General features: G+C 59.5%; 16 protein-coding genes and 1 pseudogene. 4 read left to right on the top strand and 13 right to left on the bottom strand.

All coding sequences use genetic code 11. The features are described from left to right. Positions 1–7 precede the first annotated feature (7 nt). Complete coding sequence (locus DCN14_RS37020; RefSeq protein ID WP_007182915.1) at positions 8–1,351, bottom strand: cytochrome c; 1,344 nt, start codon at positions 1,349–1,351, stop codon at positions 8–10. Continuing rightward, entirely contained in the window at positions 1,348–1,959 is a 612-nt protein-coding gene (locus DCN14_RS37025) for a c-type cytochrome (protein ID WP_226103178.1), read from the bottom strand. The genes DCN14_RS37020 and DCN14_RS37025 overlap by 4 nt, the downstream gene beginning before the upstream one ends. Before the next feature lie 983 nt (positions 1,960–2,942). Between DCN14_RS37025 and DCN14_RS37030 the strand changes: the two genes are divergently transcribed. Then, positions 2,943–3,581: a response regulator transcription factor gene (locus DCN14_RS37030; RefSeq protein ID WP_011880238.1), complete on the top strand. Its 639-nt coding sequence runs from the start codon at positions 2,943–2,945 to the stop codon at positions 3,579–3,581. 659 nt (positions 3,582–4,240) lie between these two features. Here the strand turns inward: DCN14_RS37030 and DCN14_RS37035 are convergent. Then, a complete protein-coding gene (locus DCN14_RS37035; RefSeq protein WP_011880236.1) occupies positions 4,241–4,540 on the bottom strand; it encodes an H-NS histone family protein in 300 nt (99 codons plus the stop codon). A 101-nt stretch (positions 4,541–4,641) separates the two neighbouring features. Here DCN14_RS37035 and DCN14_RS37040 point away from each other — a divergent pair, with 101 nt between their 5' ends. Further along, entirely contained in the window at positions 4,642–5,136 is a 495-nt protein-coding gene (locus DCN14_RS37040; protein ID WP_012218130.1) for a response regulator, read from the top strand. 446 nt (positions 5,137–5,582) lie between these two features. Here the strand turns inward: DCN14_RS37040 and DCN14_RS39200 are convergent, their stop codons facing one another. From DCN14_RS39200 to DCN14_RS37095, 10 genes and pseudogenes are all read right to left on the bottom strand, one after another. Further along, complete coding sequence (locus DCN14_RS39200) at positions 5,583–6,005, bottom strand: DUF3331 domain-containing protein (RefSeq protein ID WP_012218131.1); 423 nt, start codon at positions 6,003–6,005, stop codon at positions 5,583–5,585. A 92-nt stretch (positions 6,006–6,097) separates the two neighbouring features. Next, positions 6,098–7,171, bottom strand: a complete 1,074-nt coding sequence (locus DCN14_RS37050; RefSeq protein ID WP_012218132.1) for a VIT1/CCC1 transporter family protein — start codon at positions 7,169–7,171, stop codon at positions 6,098–6,100. A gap of 1,109 nt (positions 7,172–8,280) precedes the next feature. Then, entirely contained in the window at positions 8,281–8,616 is a 336-nt protein-coding gene (locus DCN14_RS37060) for a cupin domain-containing protein (RefSeq protein WP_012218134.1), read from the bottom strand. Positions 8,617–8,645: 29 nt separating this feature from the next. Next, positions 8,646–9,353 (bottom strand): succinate dehydrogenase/fumarate reductase iron-sulfur subunit, encoded by a 708-nt coding sequence (locus DCN14_RS37065; protein WP_096508777.1) that lies wholly within the window; start codon positions 9,351–9,353, stop codon positions 8,646–8,648. Positions 9,354–9,890: 537 nt separating this feature from the next. Then, positions 9,891–10,295 (bottom strand): annotated as a pseudogene (locus DCN14_RS37070) (integrase core domain-containing protein); the annotation flags it as partial. 92 nt (positions 10,296–10,387) lie between these two features. After that, positions 10,388–11,205 (bottom strand): IS5-like element IS402 family transposase gene (locus DCN14_RS37075; protein ID WP_085954470.1). Its coding sequence is split into 2 segments (ribosomal slippage): positions 10,388–10,857 and positions 10,857–11,205, totalling 819 coding nucleotides; the frame shifts between segments, so codons are not numbered across the junction. A 255-nt stretch (positions 11,206–11,460) separates the two neighbouring features. Beyond that, positions 11,461–12,111 (bottom strand): hypothetical protein, encoded by a 651-nt coding sequence (locus tag DCN14_RS37080; RefSeq protein ID WP_226103166.1) that lies wholly within the window; start codon positions 12,109–12,111, stop codon positions 11,461–11,463. Then, positions 12,080–13,057: an ATP-binding protein gene (locus tag DCN14_RS37085; protein ID WP_012218138.1), complete on the bottom strand. Its 978-nt coding sequence runs from the start codon at positions 13,055–13,057 to the stop codon at positions 12,080–12,082. Before DCN14_RS37085 ends, DCN14_RS37080 begins: the two co-directional genes overlap by 32 nt. Positions 13,058–13,083: 26 nt before the next feature. Then, the gene (locus DCN14_RS37090) at positions 13,084–15,069 is read right to left on the bottom strand and encodes a DDE-type integrase/transposase/recombinase (protein WP_012464889.1); all 1,986 of its coding nucleotides are present in this window, start codon (positions 15,067–15,069) and stop codon (positions 13,084–13,086) included. Beyond that, positions 15,069–15,701 (bottom strand): hypothetical protein, encoded by a 633-nt coding sequence (locus DCN14_RS37095; protein WP_012218140.1) that lies wholly within the window; start codon positions 15,699–15,701, stop codon positions 15,069–15,071. Before DCN14_RS37095 ends, DCN14_RS37090 begins: the two co-directional genes overlap by 1 nt. Positions 15,702–15,859: 158 nt before the next feature. Between DCN14_RS37095 and DCN14_RS37100 the strand changes: the two genes are divergently transcribed. Both DCN14_RS37100 and tnpC read left to right on the top strand, forming a co-directional pair. Continuing rightward, complete coding sequence (locus tag DCN14_RS37100) at positions 15,860–18,856, top strand: Tn3 family transposase (RefSeq protein ID WP_011875589.1); 2,997 nt, start codon at positions 15,860–15,862, stop codon at positions 18,854–18,856. Next, positions 18,853–19,218: a Tn3 family transposase post-transcriptional regulator TnpC gene (gene tnpC, locus DCN14_RS37105; RefSeq protein WP_009693043.1), complete on the top strand. Its 366-nt coding sequence runs from the start codon at positions 18,853–18,855 to the stop codon at positions 19,216–19,218. Before DCN14_RS37100 ends, tnpC begins: the two co-directional genes overlap by 4 nt. Positions 19,219–19,267 lie beyond the last annotated feature (49 nt).

Raw genomic sequence — 19,267 nt, forward strand, 5'->3', positions numbered from 1 at the left:
GTTCCCCTCAGTACAGCGGTGCCGAACGCAATGCGTTGGCATCTTTGGCTGACACAGGCATGCCGCGGTTACCCCATGCAGTGCGGATGAACGTAACGACCGCAGCCACCTCGTCGTCGGACATCGATTGAGCGAAGGGCGGCATGCCGTAAGGCATGGGGTTCTTCGCAGTGCCCGGCGCATACCCGCCATTGAGCACCATCCGTATCGGATTCACGGCGGACACCATCTGGATAGACTGATTGTTCGCGAGCGGCGGGAAATCGGGTAGCTTGCCCTCCCCGTTCTTGCCGTGGCAAGTGGCGCACTGTGAATCGTAAATCTTGCTGCCCACCCTGAAGAGTCGATTTCGCTCATCGCGTGACATTGATGAAGTGGGTTCGGCGGCTCCCTCGCCACCGTGCTGCGGCAGTGATTTCAGATAGACCGCCATCGCCCGGACGTCGTCGTCTGAAAGGTACTGAAGGCTGTCGTACACAACTTCGGCCATCGGACCGTAGACAGCGCCCCGCCGCGACACGCCCTTTTGCAGCAGGTCCGTAATGTCTGCAATGCTCCACGCGCCGAGGCCCGCTTCTCGACTAGACGTGAGCGATGGTGCGTACCAGTCCTGCATTGGGATGAGGCCACCTTCAAACGCCTTCGACTCCGAACTGCCCCCCAACGCGTTTATCGCGGTATGGCACATCGAGCAGTGGCCGAGGCCTTGTACGAGATATGCGCCACGATTCCATTCAACGGACTTCTCGTGATCGGGCTTGTATACACCCTCACGAAAATACAGCGTTCGCCAGCCAAGCAGTAACTCGCGATTGTTGTACGGAAACCTCATATCGTGCGGACGATTCGGCCGCCTGACGGGCGGCACGGACATCAGGTAAGCGTAGATGGCATCGCTATCTTCGCGTGTGACCTTCGTGTATGCAGCGTAGGGCATGGCGGGATACAGGATGGAGCCATCGCGGGAACGTCCCGTGTGCATCATCGCGTAGAACTCGTCGGAACTCCATCGGCCGATCCCGGTTTCGGCGTCTGGTGTGATATTCGGTGAGTACAACGTCCCGAACGGAGTGGGCATCGCGCGACCGCCCGCGAAGAGTTTGTCGCTGGGTTGCGTATGGCATGCTATACAGTCGCCGGCACGCGCAAGATATTCACCTCGCTTGATGACGTCCACCTTGGCGGAACCGTCTTGCGCCACCGCGAGCCTCGGGGGGGCGATTATCAAGGCCGCAGAGGCGGCGATGGTGGTCAAGCAAACGCGTAGCGCCTTGCTCATCCGGCTAACCGGAAGTGAACCGAACGAACGACTGAACCGGAAAGACCTGGTACGCACCGTGAGCTCCGTCATTGAGGTACGCTCCCGCAAGCAATCGGCAACTTCACGCTTCCCGCAGTCGCAGGCGCCGAGTTCGCCGCACCGGGCAATGACGAGAGCCAGGCAGCGACGGCAGTGATGTCGTCGTTACCAAGACGCGAGGCGATGTCGTGCATACAGTCTGGTGCTGTCGAAACTCGCGTTCCGTAGCGCCAGGCGCCGAGTTGGGCACTGATATATTGCGCATGGAGGCCGAGCAACCCAGGAATGGCCGGCTCCATACCCGTAAGCGATGCGCCGTGACAAGCAGCACAAGCCGGGATGTTGCGCGTACGGTCGCCGTCATTCACGAGTTGCTTGCCGCGCCGCAGTAGTTCCGCGCTGACGGCAGGGGCTGTGGCAGGCGGGTACGGCGGATGCTGGGCCGCGAAGAAATCGGCTATCTTTCTTAGATAGGCGTCCGGTAGATACGCCAAGAGATAGTTCATTGGCGGGTACTGGCGCTGGCCATCGCGGAATGCCTTGAGCTGATTGAACAAATAGCCGGAAGGCTTACCCGCCAGACGGGGAAAGTAATCGTTATTGGTCCCCTCCCCGGCTTTGCCATGGCACGCCGCACATGCAAGCACCCGTGCTTGCATGGTGTCCGGCGCGCGTTCCGTGGGTCTATCCTGCCCGAAGACAAAGCAGGAGGGAACGGCGCACAACAGTATGGCTCCTGCGAGTCTTCTCAGCATTGTTCGCAACGCCTGTTGTCATGGCTGTGTGGTGATTCTACTCATCTGTATCCATAAACCGCAAGTTCCAAAACAACGGCGACGGACACAAATTACTCAACGTCCATTCCTGCTCCGCGGCGGCTCACACTCGACGCCGTGATCGCCATCTGCAGCAGACCCGACCAGCGCGTCAACGTTCTGGGTTGCCCTTGAAATAGCCCCGGGGTGCAGAAGCCAGCGGGGCATCACGCTATTTCGAAGAACGAGATGAGTGGACAGCGCTGCAACATCTTCGGTGACAGCCGTCGGAGACCGGGCAGCACGTCTGTCCGGTGAGCGTTGGGCTCACGCCACCACGCTGCCACAATAGCACTAGGATAATCGCGACAGCACGTCGCCATGATGACAACGGATCGCCGAAGGGTCCGTTTGATCGGCCAGTCTCATTGCGGAACCTCGTTCTCCACCGGGCCATTGCCGATACGACGGCCGGCACATTTCTGCTGCATCACCCGAGCCGAGCGGAGCGCCTCCCACGTATGCGCCGACTATGTCTCCAACGTCTAATCCGGCGCGGCAGGCTACTAATCCCACCATCGGCTCGGCCAGCCGGCTCGCACACACTCGCGATCCCGAGCGTGATCGTTAAGCGCGTCTCGCCGCAGTCGAAAAACAGAGCGTCTGAGCTAGAACTTAACCGACGTGCCAGCCGAATTATGTTGACATTTGTCAAACGCAGCATCTAAAGTTCAATCGCGGCACGCTTTATGCGGTGGCATGTTACATATGCGAGTTCTCTTTATCAAGCTGAGGCCATAAGACGCTGTATGCCGCCATTGCACGGTGAATATAGCTGACGTGTTGGGTTGCAGCTCGCGTCCGATAAAAGGCAACGAGGATTGAGCATGAAGAAGGTACTTCTCGCGGAACGTCATGCGATCACGCGTGACGGAATTCGGTACATCCTTCAAGAAACTGGGGAGTACCAAGTCGCTCGCGAGTTGCCTGATGGAAATGCACTGATTGCGACAGTCAGAGATGAAACATTCGACATTGCGATCGTCGACCTCATTAGTATAGGTGCTCGCTCGACCGAATTGATCAGCCAAGTCGTATCCTGCACCCCAATGATGCGAGTTCTTGCACTATGCAGCACGGCCGAGCCGACTTATGCAAAGTCGGTGTTTAGTGCCGGCGCATCCGGCTTCGTCACGAAAGGCAGCCCGGCGGCCGAATTGGTCCGAGCGGTGCACTCGGTGCTCGCTGGGCATAGGTACATGAGCGCACAAGTCGCGGAGCGCATGGTCCAGACGATTGATATTTCTCCCGACGCGCAGTTGCACGCGCGCCTGACTGCCCGAGAGAAGGCCGTGCTCGAAGGACTGGCATGCGGCAACGGTATATCGGAAATTGCTAGCCGTCTGGGCATCAACGCAAAGACCGTCAGTACATATAAAGCACGTCTACTTAAAAAACTTGAAGTCCGCACCGAAGCCGCATTGATTCGGTACGCACTCGAGCATCAAATTGTCGATCCAGACTGAGCGCGTCGGCTTTCAGCCAGCCTTTCGGCCCGTAGCTCCAGATGACCTCGCGGAGTCGATCTTTCGGCCAATCATTCGCGTCACGTGAGCGTCGTGCGCCATCCTCACTGCATTAGCCATAAAATGGGATGAACTCGTAGCACACGAGTGAGAAACAATTGAACCACGTGCGCTAGGTGGATCAAATCCTTGACGAATCTCGAGGGCGGTTTCGGTCAGGATTGGTCGTCTTCGAACCAAAGTATTATCCCATAGGGCCTCACGCTATTCCCGGTTTCGCCAGACGCAATCACTACGGCGATCTCTGGGTGGAAGCGAACGAAATGCTTCGATTGATGAAAGAGTTGCGCCGTCAGGGTCCGCATCTACTGCACGAGAAGCGTCCGGGTGTCCGGTACGCCGTCGTCTCGCCACACCACAGACGGCGTCCATTCTTTCCCGTATTCCCATTTCCAGCGGCACGCTCAGCCGACAGCATAAAGGCTGGAGGTACGGCGCCGCTCCGACCCACTCCCTGCAGCCACCCGAGCGACGATGGTCAATCGACGCAGAAGTGGCGGCGCAATATCGTCGGGACGTAGTGAGGGTAGTCGCGTGGGGGGAGTATCCGAATTAATGAGATAGTCCGCTCCACCTTATGAGCGGTACGATCTGTAGGATCATTGTTGAATCAGAAAGCGATTACGATTCTTAGCGTCTCTGATCCATGCCGGCGCACGTCCACGGCCTGACCAGGTCGCGCCGGTCTTCGGATCGCGATACTTTGCTTCAGGTTGCACGGTCGCCTGCTTTGCAGGACGACCGCGGCGCGTGCCGAAGATATCCTTCTCGGTAATACCGTACTCTGCGATCTTGCAGCGGATGTCGTCAACGACGGCTTGGAACTCAGCTACGCGGGCAGCTTCCGCTTTTTCGGCCAGCGCATCCATTTGGGCTTTCAACTCCTTGTATGTGGGCATGCTTCCCTCCTCTAGTTGCATCACAAATATGATAGCCGTTTTGAATTGCGAAAGGGGGGCTATCAATCGTCAAGTATCTCGTCATCGCGCATGGAGGCACGGTGACGGCCAGCAGTGGTGGCGAAGAGCGTGGCGCTCGATTTACAGTGCGCTTGCCGCTGATGCACGAAACATCTGTGGATCAAGAATTTACTGCTCCTGCCTCAAGCGGCTCGGCACTGCTGGATGGCCTGTCGTTTCTGCTGGTCGACGATGACGTGGCGGCACAAGAGGTGTTGGCTCACTTGCTGCGCAACCTAGGTGCGCAAGTCCACACTGCGACCGGCGCAGCAGATGCACTCAACTGTCTTGAGGCCGGCTCGTTCGACATTCTTATAACCGACCTTGCCATGCCGGGCGCGGACGGTCACACGCTGCTGCGCCGCATCCGGCAGCAAGAAGGGAACCGGCGACGCATCTACGCTCTAGCGCTCACAGGCCTCGCTTCGATTCAAGATCGAGACGCAGCGAACGCGGCCGGGTTTGACGATCACCTGCCGAAACCAATGAATCTTCAGCTGCTACTGGCGAAATTGTCGCTCGGGCGTGGTCGATAATGGGCAACAACGCAGCGATTGCGCGTAGCACCCATGCCGTCAATTGTGTCAGCATCGACCTGCCGCCTAACGAGATCCGTCAACACCTTTGGCCAACGCCCCGCGTCTCGCTATCTCGGGTACAGAACCGCGTTTAGAGATCTGCCGAAGAGTACGTAGCCGTCGCCCAAACGCCCAGTCGCAGGGCGATGCCAACATCGCTGACGACTGAAAGCCGTCGGACACAGGTGCCCGTGACGTTCTCACAACGCCGCATTTTTTCCGGCGTACGTGGTTTAAATCAAAAAACGTACTGTCGGAATTCTGCGTCCCATCGGACCGCATTGTGCGTCGGAATTGGACTAGCCTCACATAGGCTCGCGGAGCATACAGCCGACTGACGGGAAAATAGTTCGCAGACTTCAAGCCCCGCGAGTCGAGCCCGGTTTGGACGCTTTGGCGTGAGCCTACGCTTTGCTAGCATGGAAAAATATCGGTGCCACTTCTTCTATTATCATCGCCCCAGCATTAAGTGGCCGGGGGCGGCAAAACGGCACGAATACGCTCGAGCCGATCTGGATTTCTCGCCCACTGAGAACACAGCGCCCACGTTTATTCGCCACCCGCAATTTCCAGGTTTGCTCGAGGTAGACACATTTTTGTGCGTCGCTCCACGAGACCAACAGTGTTCCTTGAGACGGCCTGTCAACGATCTTTACTACGCGCATTACGTCGTACGTAACTGATCCTTTTGTATTGAACTGCTCGGTCGCACCAAGATTCTTGCCTACTATTTGACCTATTGGCGTAAAACGGTCCACGTCGTTAGGTCTGTCAAGCGTCGCGACGATCTTCGCCCAAGCGTCACTCTTTTGGCAGACATATCCCATGTTCCGTGCTCCTCTCGGCTCTAGAATAAAAATACCACAACTTTTCTATAATAGAAACGAAGAACGCCCCGCTTTTTTTGAGCTGTCGGGTGTCACGACATGGACACACCGAGCAGCGCGCCGACACCATACGTGAAGCCGGCAGCGACGCAACCAATCACGATCTGGCGGGTTACAGAAAACCACGAAGAGCGGCCGTTGAACAACGATGTCACTACGCCGATCACGGCCAAGCAAAGCACGCTGAGTGAAACACTGATTCCGATACCCACCACTCCGCGAGCCCAGAAAAACGGGACAGCAGGAAATATCGCTCCGAGAGCAAACAAACCGAACGACGTGCCAGCGGCACGCCAGGGATTTCCGCCCAGCTCCTCCGGGTCGAGGCCCAGCTCTTCTCGTGTGAGCGTATCGAGCGCCTTGTCACGATTGCGCATCATTTCCTCGGCCACCCGACGCGCATCATCTCTATCGAGCCCCTTTGCCTGATAGATAAGCGCGAGTTCCCGCAATTCCGCCTTTGGCGTTCTCTGGAGTTCTTCGTTTTCCCGCGCAATCTGGGTTTGCGCGAGCTCGTACGCGTTCGTGACCGACAACCATTCTCCAAGTGCCATTGAAGATGCACCTGCAATGAGTCCAGCCAGTCCCGTCAGAAGGATTGTCTTGTTGGAGGCACCCGCTCCGGCAATGCCCATGATGAGGCAAAAATTCGACACGAGGCCGTCGTTGGCACCTAGGACCGCCGCTCGCAAATCGTTACCTGACGCGCCGCGATGCCATGACTCCGCGCGCGCGATATCGGAGCCCTTCACGCCACCAGAAGGGTTGCTCCGCGCGACGGCGGCAACCACCGCCGCATGTGTGGATTCGTCAGCGGACAGTGCCCCCGCATCGGTTTGCTGAGCATATTTGTCCCGGTCGGCGAACTCCGCGGCGGCGAGCGCCGGCAGTACAAAGCGAGGACCGAAGCCGCGTATAAGCGTACGCAATGCTCTGGTTTTGAATGTCGGTCTCATGGTCGCTACATCGACACCCCGTTGCTGTAGCTTGGCGCGCCATATTTCCGCGTGTTCATGTTCGGCCTCGGCCAATTGCATAAATACGTCGCGGCGCGATGGGTCTGGTTCCGCAGCGGCAAGCGCTTCATATAGCGCGGCCCCGTCCATCTCGTCCCGCAGGTTGGTTCGAAGCCTAACGATGTCTGATTTGTCGGACGACGGCATGGCTGACCGCGCTCCACGGAATGGTTGGACAATAGCAGAACGATACTCGATGACGGAGTAACGTGAATTCCGAAATTCTTTCCCCGCTCATTCTGACCTACTCTGCTACCATACATTATGAGCCGGAGAGGTCTATGAAAGGTGGGCCGGTCTACAATCTGCATCCGAGATCACTCCCCGATAAGCGATCTGTGTCGATTTCTTTGCGTCAGATCATTCGTATCGCGTGAACGACGTGCACCATCATCCCTGCACTCACTCGGGCAAGCCATGAACCAGTACCACAGGATCGAGACGGAATTAGCGCATGTGAGAAATGCGACCCAAGTTCTTGATGAGGGGCGAGGGCAGTTTCCGCCGCGATTAGAAGTCTGTGAGCCAAGGTATTGGATCACAAGGCTCCATGCCATCCGCGACCTCACCATACACCATAACTACGGACATCTCACGGTTCAAGCGAACGAATTGCTTGCCAAGCTCGAAAAGCTCCGGCGTTAGGGTCAGAATTTTGGTCAATGCAGGACCGGTCAGCTTTTCGTAGAGGTCTCCGAACCATAGAGCTTCAGTGTATTGGTTGGCACACCGCGACTGAGCCTAAAATTGCAACACGCATGCGTTGCCAGATCCGCTACTGGCTCACGATTTCTAGCACTTCCCGCGGGCCCGTCGGGCGCCCATTTTTTCGATCGATCTTGTTTCTAGCCGTCGATGATCAGCGATAGCTCTGCAACCATGCATTTGAGCCGCTCGTCCTTCGATTCCAGATCTTTTCACCCAACGGGCATCCGCCACGTCCATACGCCATGACGTGCTCGTCAATGGTAGGCAGGCGTAGATAGAACGCGCCGCGTAATCGAACGCGTTGCATCAAGACGGAGCAGCCGCGCCAACTTCGAGCGCGACTAGTACAGAGGACTCCCAGGGCGCGTCGCGCTGGCGCGAGTCCTTCGCGTTCAATAAGAAGCACAGCGTCTCTGCTCGCTCATGTTCGCATCGGAATCGAGTTGCGGGCCGGGCTCCCGCAATTTGTCCCGCTGCCGAACCTGGCTGGACTAATCGCCATTTGGGAGATAAAGGGTTACCAGCAGCGAGGAATTTTCCACGGCTTCGAGCCAATGGGGTTCCTCAGCCAGCAGAAACAGCATATCTCCGCTGCGCATCAGCCGCGCTTCCATGTCGGTGCCGAATTTGACGGCGCCCTCGAGGCACTGCACCGTTATTTCTCCGGGCGCCCGATGCTCGGGGATCCGCTTGCCCGCCAGAAGCACAAGTCGAACGACCTCAAGGTGGTCCGAGCGCATGAGCGTGACGGATTTTGAGTTTTGCAGTGTCTCACCCAAGGGCCGAACGTCGATCAGTTCCCCTTGCGTCACCCGTGGCACAGCCATAACAGCCTCCCATTGTCAGTTTGCGTGAACTACATCATCCGGCGCGCGAGCATAGTGCGAATCTCCGCAATCGCCCTGGCCGGATTCAGGCCTTTGGGGCAAACGTCCGTGCAGTTCAGTATCGTCCTACATCGGAAGAGGCGATATGGATCATCGAGATTGTCCAGCCGCTCACCCGTGCCCTCGTCGCGCGAATCCACCAGAAAGCGGTAAGCCTGAAGGAGGCCTGCAGGACCGACATACTTATCCGGATTCCACCAGTACGACGGGCACGCGCTGGAACAGCATGCACACAAAATACACTCATAGAGACCGTCGAGCTGATCGCGTTCCTCGTGGGACTGGCGCCGTTCCCGTTCGGGTGGCGGAGTGTCGTTGACGAGGTAGGGCTTGATCGAGTGGTACTGCTTGAAGAACGCGGTCATATCCACGATCAAGTCGCGAACGACCGGCAACCCGGGCAGCGGACGCAGCACCGTATGGCGGGGAAGGTCATTAAGGTTGGTGATGCAGGCGAGCCCGTTCTTGCGGTTAATGTTCATCGCATCCGAGCCGCACACGCCCTCGCGACACGACCGCCGAAAGCTGAGCGTCTCGTCCCATGCCTTGAGCCGGACAAGTACATCGAGCAACATCCGATCATCGTCGGCAACCACTATCTCGTATTTTTGCATGTACGGCCGGGAATCCCGCTCCGGATCGTAGCGAAAAATCTCGAAGGTTCTTGTGTCGCTCACGATGTTTCTCCTCCGTGGAAAGGATTTCGTAGCTAGCCCGTTGTCCGCTACGCCACTCCACGGCGATCACCTGCGAACCGATGGTATCCAAATCGGCGAATCTGCTCACCGCTGGACACCGCTGAAACTTCATCGCGGCCAGATCCCATCAAGACGCGAAGGCCATGGCTATTCCGCCATAAATTGAACGCGATTTCGCACGAGGGGCTGGGCCATGTTCCGTCCGACTTGCGGCGGCAGGCACATCGAGTCCTGTGCTGCCAAGATGCTCAAGTTATATCACGTCATGACGTATATTGGTAGTAATGGTAATAGCCGGAAGCCGGCCGCGGCCGTCGGACCTCAGACTCGTAGTCGACGCGCCCTTGCATGTCGTTGTTGCAAGTGCTGCCCAGGCTCGGTAAGGGGGAAACGGCAGGCGCAATGGTATGCCCCGCATGACAACGATGAGGAATACACGTGACGTCCCCCGTAAATTCGTCCGTTGCGAGTCCTGTGCGGACCGATGGAGTTGCCCCTGTAATACCGGACACAGCGTCACACTAAGGTTGCTGAATCCATCGAGCGCCGGAACTCGCGAGGCGAGCGGTATTTCAGCGCGCTATGGGGATGCTTCTCGTTGTAATGCTCCAACGCGATGGCCAAGTTGCGTGCAGCAGTCGCTGCGTCCGGCTTCGGCATGAAGGCGACGTAGTCGCGCTTCATTGTCTTCACGAAGCTCTCAGCCATCCCGTTACTTTGGGGGCTGCACACCGGCGTGGTCAATGGCTTCAGGCCGATGGCCACTGCGACCCGGCGCGTGTCGTCGGCCGTGTAGCCCGAACCGTTATCGCTCAGCCACTCCATTTCAGACGGTGTATGCAGTTCGTTGCCAAACCGATTTTCCACTGCAGCCAGCATCACGTCTCGCACGATGTCGCCGCTGTGGCCTGCCGTCGCGTAGACCGAAGCAAAGTTGTCAACGTTTGCGAAGTAAAAATGTCACTTCAGAGATTGACACCGACGCTGGATCAGAAAATTTCTAAGAGACGGTTTCATAAAGACTGATCGGCCCGCCGAAGGGTATTCCAGCAGATCAGACAGCAACCGAGTTTGAGGAACGCGCCGTGAATGTCTGCACGGCGCTCGAAACGAATACGGAGACGACGGAAGTGATGCAGCCAGGCATGCGTGCGTTCGACGACCCAGCGATATTTGCCAAGGCCGCTGCCATGTTCGGTACGGCGCTTGGCGATCACTGGCTCGATACCGCGATCGCGCAACGCGCGCCGATGTCGCTCGGAGTCGTAACCGCGATCCGCGTAGACCACACGCGGCCGCTGCAATGGGTGGCCACGCAATCCGCGGATCGGCGGAATCGCGTCGATCAGCGGCAGCAATTGCGTGACGTCGTTGACGTTCGCGCCGGTCAGGATCGCGGCGAGCGGCGTACCGTTGGCGTCGGTGACGATGTGGTGCTTGGAACCGGGTCGCGCGCGATCGGTGGGGTTTGGCCCAGTTTTTGGCCTGCCCCAACGGCGCGAATCGATGATGAATCGACGGCGGCTCGTGAGAAGTCGATCTGGTCCGCTGCGCGCAGCTTTGCGAGCAGTAGCTCGTGCAAGCGATCCCAGACACCGGCTGCTTGCCAATCGCGCAGCCGGCGCCAACATGTCACGCCCGAGCCGCATCCCATCTCGGCCGGCAGGTCGCGCCAGCGTAGTCCGGTCTTGAGAACGAACAGGATGCCGGTCAGCGCGGCGCGATTCGAAACAGGCAGGCGGCCCGGGTTCTTCTCGCGCCGCGGCTTGGGTGGCGGCAGTAACGGCTCGATCAGTGTCCACAATTCATCGTCGATGATCGGCTTGGCCATCTCCTCAGTCTCGGTTGTTCCGATGCCTGAGGTTAACAGCTCACCGCGAAAGTTAACAGCCCCACGGGGCCTTTTTGAAACCGTCTCTAAGAAATCATAGGCTTGCGCACCGCGAAATAAATTCGTCACCGCGCGTGGTGTCGCGAAGACCGGCGTCAATTCCCCACAGCGCCGGCTGTCGCTGTCACGCGATGTACAACCCTCGGGTTTGACTAGATGATCGTTGATCGGGCGTGCAACTTTCGGATCTGCGCCCTATCCCAGGTGACGTTCGTAATAGCGTCGCGTCAACGCCTTGCGGTACTCTGACTTCATCGGGCGAGCCCTGTCTGGTGACCAACCACCGCCTCCGTAACTGCCACCACAGAACGCGCATCGATACGGCGATTCGAGCAGGCGGACATTCACGACGTAGGGGGCCTCATAACCGCAGCGGCGGCACGCGGTTTCCAACTGCCGATAATGCGCCGGACAGGTGTTGAATTTCAGCATCTGGTGTACCACGCTATGGTAGCCGCGCGCAATGCAACTGCGACAGTGACGAAAAAGTGAGCTGTACTGGCGCCGCTGACTCGGGTGCAGCAGCCCGATCTCGAGCGACGCATAAGGAACGCCGAGGACGCTATGTAGTCGCGCAACGCTTACGCCCCCCAGTTGCGGTATTACGCCCTCGTACGGATCGATGTCGGGACCCATTACCCGTGCCACAACATTCCCAGGCAATGCATTTACCTTCTCGAACTTCCACAAAATCGACACGAGCGATTCGCAGGGATCCAGCCAGCGCTTGTTGAATACGTAACCCATCGACGGTGTAAGCTTTTGCTCGTCGAGCGTCAGAATCGGCAGGCGCGGCGGCTGAAGCAGCGCTCGGCTACGCGGTGGCGAGAACGTGGCCGGTCGCATGGCGAGATTGAATGTAACCACATTGACGCGCCGCGTGCGTCCACAAGGTCGGCTCGGGACAGTAACCCGGTGCATCCATTAATTCGCTATCCTTCAAAACGATTTCGACTGCACGTGCGAACGACTCCATCGGAATCTCAAGACGGCCCGGCAGACTGGCCTTGTGGTGGGCCGCCTCAAACGCCCGCCAGAGTTCACCCGCGTCGTCGAGCAAGCGATACCCGGCGTCGAAAGCCTGCGGCAGATAGAATCGCGTAAAACTCCAGTCGCTCGTCTCGGGATACGCAGTCTGGTCGTAACCGTTCAGACAAGTCGCGACATCGTCGACGTTGCGAATCCCGTAAAACGACAACTCCTCGACCATGAGGCGCGCGACGATCTGCGTCTTGCCAGCAATCTGCATGGCCGTTTTCTGGGAGAGCAGCTCCTGTTGGCCAACGAGAAACGTGAACAGCTTGATTTGCTGGCGATCGAGCGCATCGTGAACGTCACGCAACCATTCGTACTCGTTTTCGTTGTACCTCTGCGCTTCGTCGCAAAACAGCAGCACAGTACCGCTGCCGGCACGGGCAGCCGCTTCGCGAATGCGCAACGTCAAACGCATGCGCTTGGCCGAACCGACGCCTGCGTTTGGGTTATGGTCTCCGACCGCCTCGAGCAGGTTCACGAAGAATGGACCTTCGGCGTGCCGCGGCTTGTGTTCGCACAGCGCGTGGTAGCTGGTGATTTTCGGCAGATCTCGGGCCAGCAGCAATCGCAGATATTCGATTGCACGGGTCTTGCCAATGCGCGGCGGTCCATAGATAAGTGCGCCCATGATGCGATAACGCAAACATTTCGTGACAAGATCGTAGAAAGCCTCGATGGCCGGCGTAGCGATCCGGTAATTGCCGGTCGCCAAGGGATGTAACGCCGGATCGATGGGACGTGGAACCTCGACTGACATGGTGTCCTCCTCTCGGAAACGTTGGATCAACCTACCTGACCGGTGCCGATCTTCAGCTTGCGCGGATGCGCCCGCACCTCTGGGACTTCGGGCCGCACTACACTGGTAGCCGGGTACGCTACGGCGGTCGACGTGGACATCGATGTCGACACCGGTCCCGGCGGCGTCCGAACGAGCGGCGCGGCCGCCAGAATGCGAGCCGCTTGCGCCAAATCGGACGCGGCTCGGCGGGTTTTCCCCGCTTGCTCGAGCTTGGCGCGGATGTACTTCTCGATCCCGTGGGCATCCAGCGATGTCCGCAGACGCTTGCGGCCTTGGGCCTTGCGAATCTCCTGTCGCAAGGTCAGGTTGTGTGGCACGACGTGCCACGCACCTTGCGCGTCGAGGAGACCTAATTCGGTGCCGTCGAGCAGGAATGCACGGACACTGCGCAAGTCGTCCGCGTTCAGGTAGACGAGCAGCTGCTTACCGATGAGCTCAGTGCTGCAAGCCAGAACGGGACTCGAATACCGTACACCATAGAGGTTGATATGCGGTCGGGTACCCTGATTCAGATAGGCGTGGACACGACAGCGCTTCGCCGACTGCATCAGGCACAGCGTGCGACGGCGAGGCTCCGGCAACCAGTTCACGAGCGTATGTCGGCCACGGACGAACGATTCCATCGCCTCGAGCGGCGAGACGTTGTTGAGTCCGGTGTGCGGCGTGCCGTTGTAGCTCGCAATTGCGTATTCGACCAACTCTTCGAGCTCGTCGAAGGATACAAACAAGCGCAGATTCCCCTTTGGGTCCGACAAAGCGCGACGCAAATCGCGAGGATGGCCGCCGGTGTAGCCCGGCAAGCGCGAGGACAACCGAGTGGCGATCGTGCCAAAGAACCGCTCGATGTAAGGACGCTCATCCGGACTGTGCTTCGGTCCGGCCGCGACCTGACAGCCAATGAACTCACATAAAGCGGCGAGCGTCTCGGTGGCGAGATTCGCCTTAGCGTTGTCGAGCTTGATGCGCTCCCACGTCACGTACGCCAGCTCCGGCATGCGTTGAGACGGGTATCCATCCATGGGACCGTAGTCGAGTTCGCGAATCGTGAAGGACCGGGCTCGATGAGGCTCGAGCGCCGATTCGATCGCTTTGATGACGTCGTAACGGCTGTATTCGCGAGCCAGAACGAGGTGATGCCCGAGCACGGCGCGTGTGCAAACGTCAATGATCACCAGCAACCAGACGCGTTCGATTTCGAACTCGTGCGTAAAACCGAGCGGATCGAGCATCACGATCTTGAGCCGGATATCGAGCCGGTGCCCATCGAATTCAACGACCTGGTAAGGACGCGTCGCGGCGGGCGCAGCGAACTCATCGCTGCGCGGCAGGCCTTTCAGATGCGCCGCGCCAGCGGCTCGCGCAGCGATGCCGAATTCGCTCAGCAGTTCGCTTTTGACACGGGCCGAGAGCGATCGGATCGCGTGGCTCGCCGTATTGAACGGATAGTCGGCAGGCGTGAGGCCGCTCTGGCGACATTGCAGCAGAAAACTCGCATGCAGTCCTTGAAGGCCTCTCAAGCGGGTGCGCAATTCGCCGCCGGTACGGATCTCGATCAACGCCACGCGACGCTGCTTGATTTGCAGCCGCAGCCACGCCGCGAGCACCGGGAATCGCTCGAACAGTTGCGATAGCGCGCCGGCGGCGCCGCGGATACCGCGTTCGTCGTTCGGTTTCACCGGACTCAAACGCACGTAATCGGCAACGCGGGCGTGCAAGACCAGCGCGCGAAAGCCATAGAGGCGACCGTCCGGGTGCGCTGCGAGTGCCCGCTCGAGCAGGCGATAAAGTTGTCGTCGGTTGACTCCCGTGCTCTGCTCAATCTCCTTGATCGCAGCGCCACGCGCATACTGCTCGATCGCTGCCATACGCGCCTGGATCGATTCCCTTTCGGCAGCATCAAACTCGGTCCACGCGATGGTCGGCCAGGACGACGGATCCAGTGTCTGAAATTCCGGCTTGCGACGTGCCATCATGCCGCCTCGGTTGCGACGAAGCGCGTCAGCAACGACAGAGGCTCGGTACGCAGATCAACCGCGTCCACGTGCCCTGCATACACGAGCGCGAAAACCGCCGCACGGACCAGCGCCGGATCGCCGACAGAGAGCTCACGCTCGATCTCGAGCAAGGTATGTGGCATCGTCACGAAAGTTTCGACTGCGCGTAGGAGCGAAGACGCGACCAACCCGCGCGCCGCGACCACGCAGGGCAGCATGTACCGCCAGTTATCGATCCAGGCGCGCGCGGCCGCGAGGTCGGTTGATGTCACCGACCGGACGGGTACGCCGTCCAATTCATACTTGGGGCGAGCAGCATGGAGCCGCATGTCCGCGAGCGAATCGGACAGGATGACCACCTCTTCGCGGTCGGCGTAGCGGATCCAAAAATCGGCGAGATAGCGCTGTCCGTTGAGCTGCACGTAGCCCGGCCGCTCACAAAATGATTGGACAGCGGGATCCGTTTCGATGAGCAGCCACAGTTCGGGCGCGCCACGTTGAAACAGCGTCAGTCGACGATCGAGTTTGAGGCTGAAGGCGTCCAACCGGGGTGCGCCGCGCGGGCGCGGCGTCGCAACCGGCCGCATCGCGTGCCGGGAATCGTCCATAAGATCAAGGCCTTACGGGGCATGGACAAGGTAAGCGCGAATTCCTATCATAAGCCTTGTAGTTATGAACTCCGCCTTGCTTATTACTATTTTGCGCAGTAACGCCAGATTTTTATTGCGCTAATCTAAGCGGCCCTCTGCGATCCGGACGATCCGCAATGGCTACCCTCGAACGTACCGCGTACCCGCGCTTTCCCGAGGTTCTGGCACCCCGGGAACTGCAAGCCTGTTACACCCCACTGCCCGACGAGCTCGAATGGGCGCGCCGCTCAACACGCGGTGAGCGACCTCGACTGGGCCTGCTGGTGCTGCTGAAGGTCTTTCAGCAACTGCACTATTTCCCGCCGGCCGACACCATTCCGGCCGCCGTTGTCGAGCATATTCGGGCAGCCGCGGATATCGGCGACTCCGTACAGTTCGGCTACGACACAGAGACCTCCCCAACGCTGTTCCGGCATTACGCGGCGGTTCGCACCTACCTGGACGTGAAGCCGTATTACGGCACCGACGCCAACGCGATCGCGACACGGGCGGCGCACACGGCGTCGCTGACGATGGACCAACCGGTCGACATCATCAACGCGACGATCGACGAACTCATCGCGCGCGATATCGAACTGCCGGCGTTCTCGACGCTCGATCGGCTGACCGAACAGATTCACGCGCGGGCGCAGTCCCGGCTCTTCAAGCGCGTCACGCGACGCCTGACCGATGAGCAGAAACTCGCGCTCGACCGGTTGCTCGCGCGTGATCTGTCAAGCCGGCAGACTGCCTACAACCGGATCAAGCGTCACGCGAAACGCCCATCGCGCCAGCATCTGGACCTGCTGATTGAGCAGGTCTCCTGGCTCGACGAGCTCGGCGATTTCTCACTGGCCGTCGCCGGGATTCCAGCCTCAAAGTTGCGCTCGCTCGCCAATCAGGCGATGGCGCTCGACGCGTCGGCGCTCAGGAACGACACTTCGCCCGAGAAGCGCTACACGCTGATCGTCGCGCTGCTCAACCGTATGCGCGTGCGCGCCCGCGACGATCTCGCCGACATGTTCGTCCGGCGCATGGGCGCGATCCACAAGCGCGCGAGCGACGAACTGGACGCCATTCAGCGAAAACAGCGTGATCAGGTCGAGGATCTCGTCGGCTTGCTGGACGGTGTGGTCGACATTCTCGCCGATGAATCCGACGAGACGGCCATCGCCCGAGCGGTCAGGAAGCTGCTTGCGCCGAAAGGCGATCTCGAGCCGTTGCGCGAGAGTTGTGCGGCGATCCGCGCGTTCAGCGGCCGCAACTATCTGCCGCTGCTCTGGAAGCACTTCAAGGCCCACCGTTCGGTCATGATGCGTGTCGCCCGTACGCTCGAATGGGATTCGACCAGCCCGGTCCGCACGCTGCTCGATGCGCTCGACGTCGTGCTGGAAAACGAGTCGCGGCATCGCGAGTGGATCGATGCTGATGTTGACCTGGGCTTTGCGGCGCCACGGTGGCGCAAGCTCGCACGTCGCACCCACGGCGACGGATTGCCGACCAATCGACGGTATCTCGAACTCTGCGTGTTCTCGTACATGGCCGAAGAGCTACGGGTCGGCGATCTGTGCGTGTCCGGCTCCGACGCCTACGCCGACTATCGCGATCACCTCCTGCCATGGCGGCAATGCGAGCAGCAGTTGCCAGACTATTGCGACAAGCTCGGCATGCCCACGACCAGCAGTGACTTCGTGTGCCACCTGCGTCAATGGCTGACCGACGCTTCCCACAAGCTCGACGACGAATTGCCGCGCAAGCGCGAGCACGTCGTGATCGATCGTCACGGCGAACCTATCCTGCGCAAAACCGTCGCGAAAGAGATCCCGGCGAGCGCGATCGCATTGCAGGAGCGGCTGAACGCCCGCCTGCCGACGCGAAACATGCTGGACATCCTCGCGAACATCGAACACTGGACGCATTTCACGCGGCACTTCGGGCCGCTGTCCGGGAGCGATCCCCAGATTCGCAAGGCGGCCGAGCGCTACCTGCTCACGATTTTCGCGATGGGCTGCAATCTCGGCCCGACCCAGGCGGCCCGCCATCTCGACTCGGATGTCACCGCGCACATGCTGTCGTTCGTCAACCGTCGGCACGTGAGCCTGGACAAGCTCGAGACTGCACAGCGCGAGCTGATCGAACTGTACCTGCGGCTGGACCTGCCAAAACACTGGGGCGATGGCAAGACGGTGGCGGCCGACGGCACGCAGTACGACTTCTACGACAACAACCTGCTGGCCGGCTATCACTTCCGCTACCGAAAAATGGGCGCGGTCGCGTACCGGCACGTTGCCGACAACTATATCGCGGTGTTCCAGCACTTCATTCCGCCGGGCGTCTGGGAGGCGATCTATGTGATCGAGGGCCTGCTGAAAGCGGGCCTGTCGATCAAGGCCGATACGGTCCATGCCGACACGCAGGGGCAGTCGGCCGCCGTTTTTGCGTTCACGTACCTGCTCGGCATCAACCTGATGCCGCGGATTCGCAACTGGAAGGATCTCGTCCTGTACCGCCCAGACAGCAAGGCCAAATACAAGCACGTCGACAAGCTGTTCAAGGCGACCATCGACTGGGTGCTGATCGAGCAGCACTGGCAGGAGCTGATGCAGGTCGCGCTGTCGATTCAGGCAGGCACGATCTCGTCGCCGCTGCTGCTGCGCCGGCTCGGCTCCGAAAGCCGCAAGAACCGGCTGTACCTGGCCGCGCGCGAGCTCGGCAACGTTGTTCGCACGGTGTTTCTGCTCGAGTGGATCGGCAGCCTCGAATTGCGGCAGGAGGTCACCGCGAACACGAACAAGATCGAGTCTTACAACGGCTTCTCCAAATGGCTGTCGTTCGGCGGTGACGTGATCGCCGAGAACGAGCCGGAGGAACAGCAGAAACGGCTACGCTACAATGACCTGGTCGCATCGGCCGTGATCTTGCAGAACACGGTGGACATGATGCAGGCGCTGCGCGAGATGGCGGCTAACAGCGAGAAAGTGCGCGCCGAAGACATCGAGTTTCTGAGCCCGTACCCGACCCACAACATCCGCCGCTTCGGCCACTATAAACTGCACCTGGACCGTCGGCCGGAAGCCTGGATCAAGGATCCGCTGTTCGGCCATGCTGCCCGTACCTATGCACCCCGACCATGACTGCACGCCCGGCCATCACGACGACCTATTTCGGCGATATCGACACCGCCGCGCTCGAGCGGCTCGAATCGAGCTACGATACCACCCGCCTGCTGGCCGCCGTCGATATTGTCGATCGCATACGCATCCAGCTTCATGATCCCGAGGGGCTACGCGACGATCTGCTTGAGATCCACAGCATGGCGCACTCAGTATTGAATGGCGCACCGTCGGTTCCGTCGCGCCGCGAAGGTACCTTGCCCGAGCAGGTGCTGGGCGCGCTTGATCTGATTGACGAATTTGTGATGGAACTCACGCGGGTGAGGACGATGCTCGAACCGCTCGAAGCGCTGCACCCGGACGACGGGTTTGGCGAGGGTTGAAGGCGCCCGCCCACCGATCGAGACAGTATGTGGTGGCCCGATCATTGTC

It is taken from the genome of Burkholderia sp. IDO3 (assembly GCF_003366075.1).
GTDB classification, from domain to species: Bacteria; Pseudomonadota; Gammaproteobacteria; order Burkholderiales; family Burkholderiaceae; genus Burkholderia; species Burkholderia anthina.